Genomic DNA, 15,944 nt, shown 5'->3' on the forward strand with positions numbered 1-15,944 from the left:
TCAAACTTATTATGCTATGAGAGTGCGTTGCACAGTTTGAAGCGATGTGTTGGAAGAATGCTGAAAATGAAAAAGGCCGAACAGTAATTTCTGAACGACCTTTTAGAGATACTTTATATAGTTAATCAACCGGGGACTACATTTTCTGCTTGTGGACCTTTTTGACCCTGAGTTACCTCCATGGTAACTGTTTGACCTTCTTTCAATGTTCTAAAGCCTTCTGACTTAATCGCAGAATGATGGACAAAAACATCTGGACCATCAACCTGCTCAATAAAACCGAATCCTTTTGCATCATTGAACCACTTAACTTTACCTGTAACTTGCTCTGCCATATCAACCTCAATTTAATAACTACATCGGCACAACTCCTTGTTGACCGATCTACACTTCTAAGAAGCTTACCCGCATTGTAACCATATAAAACAGAAAAAGAACACTATATTTTTGACAAAAAGCAATATTTTTTTTGTTGTATAACATGGGTTAAGTTTTTGTTTCTGAGTATTTCTGCTTTTATTGTTTTGTTTTGTATATATTTATCTGCGAAGTTAAACATTTTCATATCAAATAAAAAAGGGATGGTTAAATTTAACCATCCCTTTTTGCTAAAATAATCTGCGCTTATTTTTTGCCATTTCATCCTTTTGGAACAAAATCCGCAGGTGGGGCAGAGCCTTCTCCAAAGAAGAATTTTTCCATTTCAGTTTTCAGGAATGCCTGTGATTTTGGATCAGCAAGTGACAGTCTATATTCGTTAATCAGCATAGTTTGCTGGCTTAACCACATCTGCCATGCCTCTTTTGAAACAGATTCATAAAGGGTTTTTCCCATTTCACCTGGGTAAGGAGGGAAGTCTAAACCTTCGGCTTCTTTGTTGAGTTTTACACAATGTATTGTGCGTGCCATATTTGCCTCTATTGTAATGTGTGTAAAAAAGAACGCACTGGCGCCGGAAGACCCAGTTGCATAATATCGTTTATTTTATACCAGTTGCCGGTACTCTTGTCGGTCACACCGTTAATACGTGACTTTATTAAAAGTGGTCGAATCATTAATCTGAAGTGACTGAATACATGGGTGATTTCAGATAACTCTTCAATGCTATCGACAGAAAAATGGAGTGTGCGCTCACAATAAGAAATCAGCTCCTGTTTTTCCTGCCGTTCTGGAAAGCTCCACAAACCTCCCCAGATCCCTGTTGAGGGTCGTTGTTCCAGAAATAGCTCATCACCATTCTGACAGACAAGCCAGTAACATGTTCTGGTAGGAATCGTTTTTTTTGGCTTTTTCTCTGGATAAGCGGTCGGAGTGCCATTGTTATAGGCTAAACAATCGCTTTGCAGCGGACAATGTGGACAGTCTGGTTTACTTCGCGTGCAAAGTGTTGCCCCTAAATCCATTTGTGCCTGAATATAATTAGCAATACGTTTGTCAGGAAGTAGTAATTCCGCTTTTTCCCATAAACTATCTTCTACTTTTTTATTTCCAGGCCAGCCATTTACTGCAAAAAATCGTGTCAGTACACGTTTCACATTCCCATCTAAGATAGGATGTTTCTGATGATAGGCAAGTGTCAGGATGGCACCAGCGGTAGAACGTCCAATACCTGGTAAATTTATTAGCTCTTCTAAGGTCTCGGGGAAATATCCAGCATAGTCGGTGCTGACTATTTGTGCGGTTTTGTGCAAATTACGGGCACGGGCGTAATAACCTAAACCAGACCAATATGCTAAGACATCGTCTTGTTTTGCTTCTGCTAATGAGTGCACATCAGGAAAACGATGAACAAAGCGGTTGTAATAATCAATGACGGTAGAAACCTGTGTTTGCTGCAGCATGATTTCAGACAACCAGACGTGATAGGGCGTTGGACTTTGTTGCCAGGGCAGATTCTTACGACCGTAGTGATCGAACCAGTCGAGTAATGCATCAGCGAAGTTAAAAGGTTTTGTCATGTTTTACAAATTAAAAGCCCGCCTGACAGTGTATCAAGGCGGGCATAGATTAAAGAGTCTTTAGCGCTTAGAAGAAATTTTTCAATTTATCTTTGACAGCATCTTCTAATTTTTTATCAGAGGATTTTTCTTCTTCAGATTCAGCGTCAGTCGCTTTCTCAGCATCTGTTGAGTCGGCTTTAGATTCGGTTTTTGAACCACCTAATTTGCCGCCAAGAAGCCCACCTAAATCATCACCCAGTTTTTCTTTGAGTTTTTCTTCTGCTTTTGATTTCAGCTCTTGTTTGGCTTTATCTTTCACAAGATTAGCGAGATCCACAGTTGGTTTAGGTTCTGAAAATGTACCTGTGATTTTGATGGGAATGGTGACACCTTTCAGGTCATCAAGCTCTTTTCCACCTTGACCTTTGCTGGTACCAACAATGGCAACTTTCAGACCATAATCAATCTTTTCTTTTGGAAGACTGGCTTGACCTGCACCGTTAATACGAAGAAGGGGAGATTTAACTTCCAGATCCTGATTATTGATAACACCGTTAGTCGCGGTAAATGTGCCCGATAAACTAGAAAAGTCAGTTTGTACTGGCGCATCAGATTGAGGCAATTTTTCACCTTTTAAAGCCGCTTTTGCTTTACGAATGATTTCTGCAATATTGATACCTTGCAAAGCCCCATCAGTAAAAGCAAAACCACCATTACCCGTTAAGGTTTGTTTGATTTGCGAGACAGTGGCGCCATTACCAGTCAGCTTGGCATTAGCATTAGCTGTACCACTGATCTTAGCGTCCCCAGTCATGTCTTTAAGTAAGGGACCGGCCTGAACATTTTTTATTTGCTCATTCAACGATAATTTAAGTGCATCCTGGCGGGCATCCAGGATGACATTACCGTTATATTGTCCTTTATATAAGTTTGCGCTCATGGGAGTGAGCTTAACTAAACCATCGGCGGCATCAATGGTGATATGGATGTTTTCACTGTTCAGTCCGGTGGCTTTCATTTTTCCAATATCAATGGTGCCTTTAGCATTGATTTGGCGTAAAGCGTCAAGAGGTAATGCTTCCTCAGGTTTGGCTTTATTGTCTTTTTCCGTTGCAACAGGTGCTTCAGTGGTTTCTTTGTTTTCTTTAGCTGGGGGCATATAGCGATCAGCATCAATCTGATCCAGTTTCAAATTGAAATTGAATGCTGGTTTACTGAAGTTGCTAACGGCAAATTGTCCGGTCAGATTGCTCTGATCCAGAGTTAAAGCCAGTTGTTTCAAGTTGACTTGATTGGTTGAACCACTCAATTCTGTACGAAGTTCAACTTTCTCCAGTGTTGATTCATCACTCATCTCAGGTAGCTCAATTTTCATATCGGATGCCAGCTTTCTTAAGCTGAAAGGTTGGACATGAATGCTGCCTGCAAAGCTTGGTTTTTCTTTCAGAATATCTTTTGCCTGAATATCGCCTTCAAGCAGTAAATCCTGCAGTTTTAGCATAAGTGCTGAAACGGTGAGGGTTTGTTGCTTTAGATCGGCTTTAATGCCGCTGGTGAGGTGAAGTTCAGCTTTTTTATCCGGCAGACTTGGATCTTCAATGGTAGCCGTAAGATCTAAATTATCAATATTAGATTGTTGTGAAGCCAGATTGGAAGTAAGTTGTCCTGTTAATTTTGCATCAATTGTTTGCTGATTATTTGACGCTTTGGCAGTAAGGGCTAAATCACTTACTTCTAGCCATTGTTTAGCCATATCAGCTTTGATATCACCTTTAAGTGATAAATCAGCTTGATTGAAAGCCAGCTCTTTACCCTCGGCAATGGCTGAGAATGACAGATCTTCTAAGGCGTATTGTTGTTTTTCCATATCCACAGATGCATTTGTTTTCAGCGTCACATGTGCTTTGGCTTCTGGTTTGGTGCTGATCACATCAAAGTCCATATCAACGGCAGTTGGGACACCCGGTTCAAGAGGATCTGTTGTTAGATTAAGATTACGTAACTGGTAACTTTCCCCTTTTGATGCATCGGACCAGAGGATATTGGCATTTGAGAGTTTGACACCAGCAACAGTGATGGTTTGCAAGGCTGGTTCAGATGCGTGCTCAGGCTGATTTGTCGACTCTGCCGCAGGTTTTGAATCTTGTTCTGCTGTTTTGTTGATTAAATCGTCCCAGTTGGTTTTACCATTTTTATCGGTCTCAAGATTCAGTACCAAGCCATCAAGGACAATGGTATCCATTTCTAGCTGCTTTTTGAGTAGCGGAATAAGCTTAATGCGAATTTCGGCGGCTTGAACCTTGGCAAAGGCGTCGGCTTTAAAACCTTCAGCATTGCTGAGCGTTAAAGGACCGAGATCTAAGGCAATCCAGGGAAATACCGATAGGCCAATATCACCTTGCAGAGTCAGGTTTCGGCCAGTCGCTTTTTCTACTTCACGGGAAATTTCATCTTTGTAGTCGTTAGGGTTGATAAAAAATGGCAGTGCAATTAAAGCTGCTACAACCAGAACGATAATGAAAACGATGATTTTTATAAAAGTACGCATATTGGTATCCGTTTTGAACTCTTATCCTGAGAAATTGCATTCATGATATGCGATCGAGCCGCATTTATGAACCGAGATTAAGGTTATAGTTGAAAATTTCATAATCCAGACTACTATCGATGAGTCCGTTGGCAATGATTGAATAGACTGTGGATTGTCCGCTTATCTGGAGCTTACGATTAGGTGAAAATATCCCTTTTTCTGTCAATATTATTTTTGTATTTGCTTGAGTAACGATATCCGTCTGTAACAGTAAAGCAGGGTGTTGTTCTTGTTCATCAACAGGCTGACACATAACAGGTTCTGGTTTACCAATGATACGTTCCAGCCCGATTTGTACATCATTATTAATATCTATTTGTAACCATTTGATGACAGCAAGTGTGACATTCTGATGGCTATCAAAGAGACCAACAAAGTCGCCAATATTTAAATGATAGCAGTCTGCATGTGCACGTTTTGCCATCATGCCACCATTACTGAGATTCACAAGTTGCCAGTCCAGTGCATTTACCAGATTACCTTGTAAGCTCTGGTGGACAGATTCTAGTCCTAATGTGATTTGTATGTGTTCGTCGGTCTCTTGTTTTATACGCTGAAAACGTCTTTCGTAGCTGGTATTAAGTTGGGGAAGAATATGTCTGACCAGCCTCAATTCGGCTGACATAATTGTATGGGTACGATGGCTTTTTGCTTCACGTAGTGTGGTTTCGATAGATTTTAAGACTGCTTGGGCATCAAATAAACGACTTGTTTCTGATGCCCTGATTTCTCTTGGTATCTTATGCATAGGTTGAGGGCAATGATCCTGCAGTGCATCGATACAAAAGTGTCCGAGAAGTAAGAAGCGACTGTTTACTTTGCTTTGATGTTCATTGAGTCTAACAATGACGATTTTGTCAGTAAACTGCGACAGCAGCCTGAATAAGCGTAATACATCAAACCGCATTTGGCTGTAGGGATCGGTAAGTGCTGTTAAAACAATCTGTCCATAAATCTCAAAAAAACTGCGACTTTGGTAATACGGTTTGACGGTGACTTCCTGATGTAGCGTCTGTGCCTGTTCCTGATAGATATACAGTTCATGCAGTAATTGCCAGACGCCTGCGGGGGCAACACGGTAATATTGGAAGCTGTGCAATAGTTGTAAACCAAGCATTTCTGCTGTTCGGTTAAGGGCTAACAACATAAGCGGATGTGAAAAAGGCGTTTTGCCACGCTGATAAAAGAAACGGATGATTTGTTGGTAGGCGAGGGCCAACAAACCAATAAGCTCATTGATTAAACCTATCGTTCGTACACTTTCCGTGTTCATGTACAGATCTCGTTTTACTGCGGCAATATCACGTGTGAACAATAACTCGTTTATCTGAGAGCGATACATTTCCAGTAATTGCAGTAATAAGTCTGGTTTGATTTTTTGCTGAGTCAGGGCTTTCAGGTTAGCGAGTAATGAAGGAACGCGCTGATATGTATCGTTTGGCAGCTGGTTTAACCAGATTAATAATAAAGCCGGATCTTTGATAGTTGAGGCTGGCTTTTCATCCTGAGAAACCGTATACAGGTTTAAAGCAGGCAGATGAGCCGCGGGCTTTTTTGTATAGCTGACAAATTGATTAAATGTACTTAACCAGCTTTTTTTTACTTGCGGATTAAGTGAAGTATTCGTTTTTTTAACAGATTGATGTTCTAATAATTTTTGCTCAGCTAAATTCAGTGTTTCAGCAAATTGCGTTTTATGTAGTGGTTTTTTGAAGATAATATCGATGGGTTCATCACAATCTGTCTGATGCGTTAGTAAACCTGTCAGAGTGGCCGAGCGTTTTTGCCAGGCTTTGCGACCTGCACTTGAATCAAAACTATAAATGATTAAATCAGCTTCATTACTATCTGTGATGCTCCACTGACTAGTGAGCAGTGGAGAGGCTATACGAAGTAATGATTTTAGGGAACGACATTCGTTCTCGCTCAGACCTAATAGTTTTAGATATCTGAGCGTCAACGTTATTCTTCCTGTTCCAACTCAGGCTGTAAATGTCTGATACGGACTGTTTTGATGGCATTGTCCGATGTCTGAATAACCTCAATAACATAATCACCCATACGTACGCTGACGCCGGGATCTGGAATACTTTCCAGATATTCAAGTACAAGACCGTTAATAGTTTTTGGTCCATCAATAGGCAAATTCCAGCTATTATTTCGGTTAATTTCACGAATATTAGCTGTACCATTAATTAAATAACTACCGTCATTTTGAGGGTGAATATCTTTATCTTCGTCGATAGTATCGGCTGTGAATTCACCTACGATTTCTCGAAAAATATCTTCCAGTGTAATCAGGCCAAGAAGATCACCATACTCGTCAACGACTAAACCTGTGCGACGTCGATTCCTTTGGAAATTGATAAGTTGGGTGTTTAGTGGTGTACCTTCGGGAACAAAATAAGCGCCTTTAATAATGCTACGGAGACTTTCCAGTGTCAGATTGTTTTGTGAGATAAGATGCAGCGCTTTACGCAAATGCAATATCCCCACAATATTATCCATACTATCTTCATAGACAGGCAGTCTGGTATGACCACAATGGGATAATTGGTGAACAATTTCCGGAAAAGGTGCATTGATATCCAAGCCTTCAATTTCAGTTCTCGGCACCATGACGTCATTGACAGTCACTTTTTCTAAATCAAGGATACTCATTAACATATCCTTGTGACGGGTGGGGATCATACTGCCGGCTTCCATCAGAGCGACTTTCAGTTCTTCTGTATTGATAGCCGATGTTGCTGCTTGTTCAGGTGATACGCCAAATAATCTGACCAGATTATTGGTTATGCTATTCGTGAACCATACGAGTGGATAAAGTATGAATAACAATGGTTTAAGGATAAAGCTGGCTGGAAAGGCCACTTTTTCCGGATGCAGCGCTGCCAGTGTTTTTGGGGTAACTTCGGCAAAAAGCAAAACTATCAAAGTTAGGGCGAAAGTTGCTGCAACAATTCCGTTTTCCCCCAGCAGTTTGATACCAATGACGGTGGCGATGGCTGAGGCCAGAATATTGACAAAGTTATTGCCTAACAGAATCAAACCAATCAGCCGATCAGGACGACTCAGTAACTGACTGGCAATGATCGCGCCACGGTTGCCTTCTTGTTCTAAATGTCTCAGACGATAACGGTTCAGTGACATCAATGCTGTTTCAGAGCTTGAGAAAAAGGCGGACAGAAACAATAAAAAAAACAGGATAAGAAATAGAACCAATAAAGAGGTTTCTTCTAACATAAGCGATTAGCTCATCAAATATTCAAGAACGAATTTACTGCCCATATAAGCAAGTAATAAAAAGGCCGAGCCCGCTAAAGTCCACTTTACTGCGGTTTGTCCTCGCCAGCCATAACGTATGCGTCCCCATAACAAACTAGCGAATACACACCAGGCAATAATCGATAATACGGTTTTATGCACCAGATGCTGGGCAAATAAATTATCAACAAACATCAGGCCAGTGATTAAGCCTAAAGTGAGCAATATAAATCCGCTGGTCAGGAGTTGGAATAAACCGCGCTCCATCGTTTGCAAAGGTGGCAGTTTACGCATTAAGCCATTGAGGTGTCGCTGATGAAGCTGTTTCTCTTGTATCGCAAGGATAATCGCTTGTATTGTAGCGAGCATAAAAAAGCTATAAGCAGCCAGTGATAATAAGACATGCCATTCTAATGCGGGGTCAGGCAAAGAGGGTGGCTCGGGAGATGGTAGCTCTACTTTGAGTAATAAACTCATAGCAACTAATGGGTAGACGATAATACCCGGATGAGCGTTAGGTAAACGTATACCGACTAATAATGCGATGAATGACATCAACCAGGTAGTGAGCGTAAACGTGGTGAATAACCCTAGTTCCCAGCCTCCAGCATTTTTCATCGTGAAAAATATATCTGTCGCATGAAACAACAGTGCCATAGTAATTAAAATCCCAACCGGAATGCTGGCATTGACGCTGTTTGGATCTTTTTGTACAAAACGTCGAATAAGAATAACGCTACTGCAGAGATAAAGTAGAAATGCTAAAGCATTCGCAATTGCCATAATGGTGTGTGATCCTTGAACCTGTTTTATTACCTTAATACATTAATAATATAACGATGTAGCAATGACTGAAACAATATATCAGTTATAATGGGCAATTAATTACTAATCCTAAATTTCTTAAATTAGGACATCATTAGCTAACAAGGTGATCTATGTTTGATAGCTTAAGCGATAGACTCGGCAGTACACTCAAAAAAATTCGTGGTCAGGGCCGTATTACGGAAGATAACGTCAAAGAGACACTTCGAGAAGTGCGAATGGCGTTACTCGAAGCCGACGTCGCTTTACCAGTAGTGCGTGAATTTATCGATAACGTCAAAGAACGCGCTATGGGGCAGGACGTTTTGCGCAGTCTAACCCCTGGTCAGGTATTGGTTAAAATCGTTAATGACGAACTTGTAGCGGTGATGGGGGATGACTCAAGTGCACTAAACTTGAGTACTCAACCGCCTGCAGTCATTTTGATGGCCGGTCTACAAGGTGCAGGTAAAACAACCAGCGTTGCGAAATTGGCTCGATGGCTAAAAGAACGGGAACGTAAATCCGTAATGGTAGCCAGTACTGATATTTACCGACCTGCGGCGATTGATCAGTTAGAAACCTTAGCAAAAGAAGTTGATGCACGTTTTTTCCCCAGTCAGTCTTCACAAAATCCGGTTGATATTGCGCGTAACGCAATAGAGCAGGCTAAACGTGATTATGTTGATGTTGTCATTATCGATACTGCGGGTCGTTTACATATAGACGATGACATGATGGATGAGATCAAGCAGATTCATGCGGCGATCAATCCTATAGAAACATTATTCACTGTTGATAGTATGACCGGTCAGGATGCGGCGAATACCGCAAAAGCCTTCAATGAGGCCTTACCTCTTACCGGTATCATTCTTACCAAAACTGATGGTGATGCCCGAGGTGGTGCTGCATTATCAATAAGGCATATCACCGGCAAACCAATCAAGTTTATGGGCGTAGGTGAAAAAACCGCTGCTCTTGAACCTTTTCATCCAGATCGCGTGGTCTCCCGAATTCTTGGCATGGGTGATGTGCTGTCATTGGTTGAAGAGGCTCAACGTAAGATGGATGTTGGCTCAGCCGAGAAACTGGCCAACAAACTGAAAAAAGGCAAAGGCTTTGACCTGGAAGATTTTCAGGAACAGTTACGTCAAATGGGCAAAATGGGTGGGATTGGTTCTTTGATGGAGAAAATGCCTGGCATGGGAAACATTCCGGCTGCGGCAAAACAGCAGGTGAATGATAAAGAGATAGCCAAGCTTGAAGCTATTATCAATTCCATGACAAAAAAAGAGCGACAAAAACCTGAAATTATTAAAGGTTCGCGCAAAAAAAGAATTGCGGCAGGCAGTGGAACCCAAATCCAGGATGTGAATCGTCTTTTGAAACAATTTAGCCAAATGCAGAAAATGATGAAGAAGATGGGCTCAAAAGGCGGAATGGCTAAATTGATGAGAGGTTTAGGTGGAAAATTTCCTATGGGCGGAGGCCTCCCTTTCTAATAAGTGTCAAAAGGACTTTTCAAACTCCGGAGACTTGCGTAGAATACGACGGTTTTCCGATCCAGTTTTCAACGGGCTAAATTATGGTAACAATTAGATTGACTCGCAGTGGCGCTAAAAAACGCCCTTTTTACGGTATCGTAGTAACTGATTCACGTAGCAAACGTGATGGTCGTTATATCGAACGCGTTGGTTTCTTCAACCCGATTGCTCGTGGTCAAGAAGAAAAACTTCGTGTTGATTTAGACCGCGTTGCACATTGGATTAGCCAAGGCGCACAGACATCTGAACGCGTTGCTAAATTGATTGCAGAAGCACAAAAAGCCGCTTAATAAGTAGGTCGTCAGGGTATTATGTCAACATCCGAGGAGTTTATCCCGGTAGGTAAAATATCCGGAGCCTTTGGTGTCAAAGGTTGGGTTAAAGTCTATTCTTTCACCGAACCTCGTACCAATATTTTGCAATACTCACCGCTATTTTTATCCAGACGCGGTGATTGGATTGAGATCAAAGTGTCTGGTGGTCGATTGCAAGGTAAAGGTGTGGTGATGGGAATTGAAAACGTCACTGACCGTGATCAGGTTCAGCCTTTGGTTGGCGCTGATTTAGCGATTAAAAAATCGCAGCTGGAACCCGTTGATGAAGACGAGTTTTACTGGAATGATCTTGAAGGTCTGACAGTTATTAATCTTCAGGATCAGGTTTTAGGTAAAGTCGACCATCTGCTTGAAACTGGTGCAAATGATGTACTGGTTGTCAAAGTTGATGGGAAAAAAGCGGAAATATTGATTCCATTTGTAGTGGATGAAATTGTTAAGCTGGTCGATTTGGATGAAGAAATCATTCAGGTTGATTGGAGTGAAGATTATTGATGGAAATCGGATAATGCACTTAGGTGTCATATCCCTGTTTCCTGAAATGTTTGATGCGGTTACCCAATATGGAGTAACAGGCAGAGCGGTGAAGCATGGTCTCCTTAAATTAGACTATTGGAATCCGCGCGATTTTGCTTATGACCGACATCGAACAGTAGATGACAGGCCCTATGGTGGTGGCCCTGGTATGGTAATGAAAGTTGCGCCTTTAAAAGAGGCGATCACGGCAGCAAGAGAAAAGCTGGGTGATGAGGCAACCGTTATCTATTTGTCACCACAAGGCAAAAAGTTGGATCAGAAAAGTCTGGAACAACTGGCAAGTAAACAGAAATTGATTTTACTGGCCGGCCGTTATGAAGGTGTTGATGAACGCCTGATAGAAAAAGAGATTGATGAGGAATGGTCGATAGGTGACTACGTCCTCAGTGGTGGAGAACTGGCAGCCATGGTCATGATTGATGGTATGTCCAGATTGATACCCGGTGTATTAGGTGATGAACAGTCTGCTGAGCAAGATTCTTTTGTGGATGGCTTATTAGACTACCCTCATTACACCAGACCAGAAGTTTTAGATGACCAGTCAGTACCCGAGGTATTGCTGGGAGGCGACCATGAAGCGATTCGTAAATGGCGTCTCAAACAGTCCTTGGGACGAACATGGTTGCGACGACCTGACTTATTAGACAAAGAGACTTTGACTAGTGAGCAGACTGCGCTATTAAAAGAGTTTATTGCCGAGAGCGGGCAGGATTAGTTGGGAGTTAACAATGAGTAACATTATCGAACAGCTTAACGCTGAACAAGTAAGACAGGATATCCCTGAGTTTTCAGCGGGTGATACTGTTGTTGTTAAAGTTAAAATCAAAGAAGGCGACCGTGAACGTGAACAGGCGTTCGAAGGTATCGTTATTGCTAAACGTAACCGTGGTCTGCACTCAGCATTCACTGTTCGTAAAATTTCTAGCGGTGTTGGTGTTGAACGTGTATTCCAAACACACAGCCCTGCCATTGCAAGTGTTGAAGTAAAACGTCGTGGTGATGTGCGTCGTTCTAAACTTTACTATCTACGTGATCTGACTGGTAAAGCAGCACGTATCAAAGAAAAACTATAATCCGAATCGTCATAAACGACGATTGGAAAGAAAGGGTAGTGTGTATACACTGCCCTTTTTTATTGCTTAGTTGTTACTATTAAATATCGGATATTTAACAGTAGTTATATGAGCGAGCCACAGCCCTCTTATTATCTTGAACCTTTCCTTGACAGCCTATGGCTAGAATCTGGATTGAGTCAGCATACAGTTGATGCTTATCGACGAGATTTATTAGCATTCTCTGCCTGGTTGAGTCAGTTTGATATTGATTTAGTCGCAGCCACTCAGCTGGATATTCAACGCTACCAAAGCCAACGTTTACGAGAAGGAAGAAAAGTCCGCAGTGAAGCTCGGCTTTTATCATCGTTACGACGGTTTTACCGTTATTTATTACGTGAAGACATACGAGATTCTGATCCGACGGCACAACTTGACTCACCCAGACTCGGTCGTTCCTTACCGGATAGTCTCACCGAAGCAGAAGTTGAATCGTTACTGGCACAACCTGATACCACTGATGCTTTAGGTTTACGAGACAGGACTATGCTGGAATTACTCTACGCAGCAGGATTAAGGGTCTCTGAATTGGTATCGTTGCAGTTCGAACAAGTTAATCTTCGGCAAGGTTTAATTCGCTGCATTGGTAAAGGAAATAAAGAGCGTCTGGTGCCTATCGGCGAAATTGCTCTAGATTGGTTACAGCAATATCTATACGAAAGTCGGCCTGGAATATTAAACGGGCAAATAACTGATGATTTATTTCCTACCCGTCGTGGCAAGGCGATGACAAGACAAGCCTTCTGGTACATTATTAAACGTTATGCTGGCCAAGCGGGTATTGAAAAACATTTGTCACCACATACCTTAAGACATGCATTTGCGACACATTTACTCAACCATGGTGCTGACTTAAGGGTGGTTCAGTTATTACTCGGTCATTCTGATTTATCGACGACACAAATCTATACCCACGTAGCTAAAGAGCGCTTAAAACAACTACATGGCCAACATCATCCACGTGGTTGAAAGTGATAAGTCTGAAGTTATACGACACAAATGCTAAACTTTCTCGAATTTCTATAATGATTTAGGTGGATAGATGCCTTCTTTTGATATCGTTTCTGAAGTCGATAAACATGAACTCGCCAATGCCGTGGATCAGACAAATCGTGAATTAAAGAATCGGTTTGATTTTCGTGGAACTGACGCCAGAGTGGAACAGTCTGACAAAGTACTTACCATGCATGCTGATAGTGACTTCCAGCTTGATCAACTTCTTGATATCTTACGACTCAAGCTAGTTAAACGGGGTGTCGATGTCAGCTGTTTAGAAATTAAAGATTCTGTTGGTAATGGAAAAATGCGTAAACAGGATGTATTAGTAAGAGAAGGTGTTGATAAAGATTTATCCCGAACTATTGTTAAGCTCATCAAAGAAAGCAAAGTGAAGGTGCAAGCAGCTGTTCAGGGAGAGAGTGTCAGGGTAACAGGCAAAAAACGTGATGAATTACAAACGATTATTGCTATGTTAAAAAGTCACGATAAAATCGATATGCCATTGCAGTTTAATAATTTTAGAGATTAAAAGTCCCATGTTGAAATACGCTATATTAGTAATGTCTCTGTTAGGTGTCAGTGTTGTTCATGCAGATAATGATGAGCTACGTAAAAAAATAGAAAAGTCATTACCAGATGTGAAAGTAACCAGCCTAAGAGCCGTTGACGATACAGGACTATATGAAGCGATTATCAATGGGCAAGTTTTATACTTCTCTAAAGATGGTCGTTATGTGATTCAGGGTGATATGGTGTCTTTGGACTCAAGAACCAATCTAACCGAGCAACGAAGAGTCAGCTTACGCAAAGACGCAATTGCTAATCTTAATGAAAAAGACATGATTATTTTTGGTCCTGAAAAAGCTAAGTACACCATTACTGTGTTTACTGACATCGATTGTGGTTATTGTCGCAAGATGCATTCGGAAATAGAGCAATACAATGATTTGGGCATTCGAGTGCGTTATATGTCTTTCCCTCGAGGCGGAATAGGCTCGAAGTCTTACGATGATGCTGTTAATGTCTGGTGTGCGGCTGATAGACAAAAAGCCATGACCGAGGCAAAACAAGGTGAAGAATTAGCTACTAAAACCTGTGTTAATCCAGTCAAAGCAGAATTTGAGCTTGGGCAACAGTTGGGTGTAAAGGGCACACCATCTATCTTCCTTGAGTCTGGTCAGATCCTGCCTGGCTATTTGCCACCTGAGAAGTTAATCCAGGTGCTGGATGAAAACTCAAAAAGATCGTAAGGATTGTTGCTGATTATCGAGTCGGTGATCATGTAATGTGAGTTGCTGATCATCGACTAAAAGATAGCTGACTTTATCTTCCCAATCACCTAAGACAATACGATAAGCATCGCTGTTGTTTAATGTGACTTGGTGAATGGCTGGACGATGGGTGTGACCGTGAATCAGTAGTTTGACATTATTCTCAAACATGACTTTTTCAACTTCAGCTTGATTCACATCCATGATCTGACTGGATTTATATTGTTTCTTTTGCTGACTTTGCTGTTTTATCTTGTCGGATATTTTCTGGCGAAAGCGGGCAGGTAATTTTAAAAAACACCACTGTAATAATCGGTTGTTTACCACTTTGCGATAACGTTGATAGCCGACATCATCAATACACAAACTATCCCCATGTAATAACAGTGCTGGTTTGCCAGCAAGTTCTAACAAGTAGCCATCTTGAATTAATGTGGCATTAACTGAGTCAGCAAATGCTTTTCCCAGCATGAAGTCACGGTTACCGACCATAAGGTAAAGGTTTATCCCGGCCTGCGTTAATGAACGTAGCGTATCGATAAAGTCAGTAAACTCATCTGGGACTAAGTCATCACCTAACCAGGTATTAAAAATATCACCCAGAATATAAATCTCAGAAACAGCATCAACCTGTTGTCGAAGAAACTGACAGGCAAGGGCCGTTAATTCAGGCCTTGCCGGATTTAGGTGAAGATCAGAGATAAACAGTTTGGTCATAGGAGAAAAACCTGCTTGTTTAATAACAAGCAGGTTGAGTGTGATTAATTTATGACAGTCGCTTTGATGATAATAATATCTTCTGCAGGGACATCTTGATGAGGACCGCGCATGGTGGTGTCAACTTCTCTTATCGCATCAACAACATCCATACCCTCAATGACTTCACCAAATACGGCATAGCCCCAGCCGCTGGGTACTTTACCTTGAAAATCAAGAAACCCATTGTCGACAGTATTAATAAAAAACTGAGCAGTGGCAGAGTGTGGATCATTGGTTCTCGCCATAGAAACAGCGCCTCGCTTGTTACTCAAACCATTGTCAGCTTCATTCTCAATGGCTGACTTTGTGGTTTTTTGTTGAAAGTCTTGAGTAAAACCGCCACCTTGAATCATAAAGTTTTTGATAACACGGTGAAAAATCGTACCGTCATAGAAACCCTCGTTAACATAGCTTAGAAAGTTGGCAACTGTGATCGGTGCTTTATCTTCATTAAGTTCGATAACGATATCACCAAGACTGGTTTCAAGTTTGACTTGTGGCATTTTGGATGTCCCATCTGCTTGTATTGAAAAAGAAAAAATGGCAAATACCCAGCATAGCATTTGCATAAAACGTCTGATCATAAGGAAGTGTCCAGATCAATTTTAAAGTCGACATGATAGAGCAATATGCATTCGTGTGGGAATAAACAGGCGAGTGTTGTAAACCTTTTGTGACAGATTATGCATAAAAACAAAGGACAAGATGATTCGCTGTTTGTTATTTATCAGCATAATAATCAGCCAGTATTTAACCTGTTAATAAAGAGCGATTAAAAACAGCGCTGTT

General features: G+C 41.3%; 17 protein-coding genes. 8 read left to right on the forward strand and 9 right to left on the reverse strand.

Annotation, left to right across the window (positions count from 1 at the left end; translation table 11 throughout):
- Nucleotides 1-125 precede the first annotated feature (125 nt).
- From BM232_RS08415 to BM232_RS08450, 7 genes are all read right to left on the reverse strand, one after another.
- Nucleotides 126-335, reverse strand: a complete 210-nt coding sequence (locus tag BM232_RS08415) for a cold-shock protein (RefSeq protein WP_091713467.1) — start codon at nucleotides 333-335, stop codon at nucleotides 126-128.
- Between the two features lie 304 nt (nucleotides 336-639).
- Nucleotides 640-909 carry an oxidative damage protection protein gene (locus tag BM232_RS08425; protein WP_091713471.1) on the reverse strand — a complete coding sequence of 90 codons (270 nt, stop codon included), beginning with the start codon at nucleotides 907-909 and terminating at the stop codon, nucleotides 640-642.
- Nucleotides 910-917: 8 nt separating this feature from the next.
- Nucleotides 918-1,958: an A/G-specific adenine glycosylase gene (mutY, locus tag BM232_RS08430; protein ID WP_091713473.1), complete on the reverse strand. Its 1,041-nt coding sequence runs from the start codon at nucleotides 1,956-1,958 to the stop codon at nucleotides 918-920.
- A gap of 67 nt (nucleotides 1,959-2,025) precedes the next feature.
- Nucleotides 2,026-4,488, reverse strand: a complete 2,463-nt coding sequence (locus BM232_RS08435; RefSeq protein ID WP_091713475.1) for an AsmA family protein — start codon at nucleotides 4,486-4,488, stop codon at nucleotides 2,026-2,028.
- Between the two features lie 64 nt (nucleotides 4,489-4,552).
- Nucleotides 4,553-6,490, reverse strand: coding sequence for a hypothetical protein (locus tag BM232_RS08440; RefSeq protein ID WP_245752857.1), 1,938 nt, complete (start codon nucleotides 6,488-6,490; stop codon nucleotides 4,553-4,555).
- A 2-nt stretch (nucleotides 6,491-6,492) separates the two neighbouring features.
- Nucleotides 6,493-7,773: an HlyC/CorC family transporter gene (locus BM232_RS08445; protein ID WP_091713477.1), complete on the reverse strand. Its 1,281-nt coding sequence runs from the start codon at nucleotides 7,771-7,773 to the stop codon at nucleotides 6,493-6,495.
- A gap of 6 nt (nucleotides 7,774-7,779) precedes the next feature.
- Nucleotides 7,780-8,577, reverse strand: a complete 798-nt coding sequence (locus BM232_RS08450; protein ID WP_091713479.1) for a cytochrome C assembly family protein — start codon at nucleotides 8,575-8,577, stop codon at nucleotides 7,780-7,782.
- A gap of 155 nt (nucleotides 8,578-8,732) precedes the next feature.
- Here BM232_RS08450 and ffh point away from each other — a divergent pair, with 155 nt between their 5' ends.
- From ffh to BM232_RS08490, 8 genes are all read left to right on the forward strand, one after another.
- Nucleotides 8,733-10,100: a signal recognition particle protein gene (gene ffh / locus BM232_RS08455; RefSeq protein WP_091713482.1), complete on the forward strand. Its 1,368-nt coding sequence runs from the start codon at nucleotides 8,733-8,735 to the stop codon at nucleotides 10,098-10,100.
- Nucleotides 10,101-10,183: 83 nt separating this feature from the next.
- Nucleotides 10,184-10,432, forward strand: a complete 249-nt coding sequence (gene rpsP / locus BM232_RS08460; RefSeq protein WP_040576276.1) for a 30S ribosomal protein S16 — start codon at nucleotides 10,184-10,186, stop codon at nucleotides 10,430-10,432.
- A gap of 21 nt (nucleotides 10,433-10,453) precedes the next feature.
- Nucleotides 10,454-10,972, forward strand: a complete 519-nt coding sequence (rimM, locus tag BM232_RS08465) for a ribosome maturation factor RimM (RefSeq protein WP_091713485.1) — start codon at nucleotides 10,454-10,456, stop codon at nucleotides 10,970-10,972.
- A 13-nt stretch (nucleotides 10,973-10,985) separates the two neighbouring features.
- Complete coding sequence (gene trmD, locus BM232_RS08470) at nucleotides 10,986-11,729, forward strand: tRNA (guanosine(37)-N1)-methyltransferase TrmD (RefSeq protein ID WP_091713488.1); 744 nt, start codon at nucleotides 10,986-10,988, stop codon at nucleotides 11,727-11,729.
- Between the two features lie 13 nt (nucleotides 11,730-11,742).
- Nucleotides 11,743-12,087 carry a 50S ribosomal protein L19 gene (gene rplS, locus BM232_RS08475; protein WP_007145957.1) on the forward strand — a complete coding sequence of 115 codons (345 nt, stop codon included), beginning with the start codon at nucleotides 11,743-11,745 and terminating at the stop codon, nucleotides 12,085-12,087.
- Between the two features lie 108 nt (nucleotides 12,088-12,195).
- Nucleotides 12,196-13,095 (forward strand): site-specific tyrosine recombinase XerD, encoded by a 900-nt coding sequence (gene xerD / locus BM232_RS08480; RefSeq protein WP_091713491.1) that lies wholly within the window; start codon nucleotides 12,196-12,198, stop codon nucleotides 13,093-13,095.
- A 73-nt stretch (nucleotides 13,096-13,168) separates the two neighbouring features.
- The gene (locus BM232_RS08485) at nucleotides 13,169-13,654 is read left to right on the forward strand and encodes a YajQ family cyclic di-GMP-binding protein (RefSeq protein ID WP_091713494.1); all 486 of its coding nucleotides are present in this window, start codon (nucleotides 13,169-13,171) and stop codon (nucleotides 13,652-13,654) included.
- 7 nt (nucleotides 13,655-13,661) lie between these two features.
- Nucleotides 13,662-14,375 (forward strand): DsbC family protein, encoded by a 714-nt coding sequence (locus tag BM232_RS08490; protein WP_091713497.1) that lies wholly within the window; start codon nucleotides 13,662-13,664, stop codon nucleotides 14,373-14,375.
- Here the strand turns inward: BM232_RS08490 and BM232_RS08495 are convergent.
- Nucleotides 14,361-15,113 (reverse strand): UDP-2,3-diacylglucosamine diphosphatase, encoded by a 753-nt coding sequence (locus BM232_RS08495; RefSeq protein WP_091713500.1) that lies wholly within the window; start codon nucleotides 15,111-15,113, stop codon nucleotides 14,361-14,363. The two genes, BM232_RS08490 and BM232_RS08495, sit on opposite strands and share 15 nt — an antisense overlap.
- Before the next feature lie 44 nt (nucleotides 15,114-15,157).
- On the reverse strand, nucleotides 15,158-15,739 hold the full coding sequence (locus tag BM232_RS08500) for a peptidylprolyl isomerase (RefSeq protein ID WP_091713503.1): 582 nt from the start codon (nucleotides 15,737-15,739) through the stop codon (nucleotides 15,158-15,160).
- Nucleotides 15,740-15,944 lie beyond the last annotated feature (205 nt).

Source organism: Methylophaga sulfidovorans (assembly GCF_900114205.1).
Lineage (GTDB): Bacteria > Pseudomonadota > Gammaproteobacteria > Nitrosococcales > Methylophagaceae > Methylophaga > Methylophaga sulfidovorans.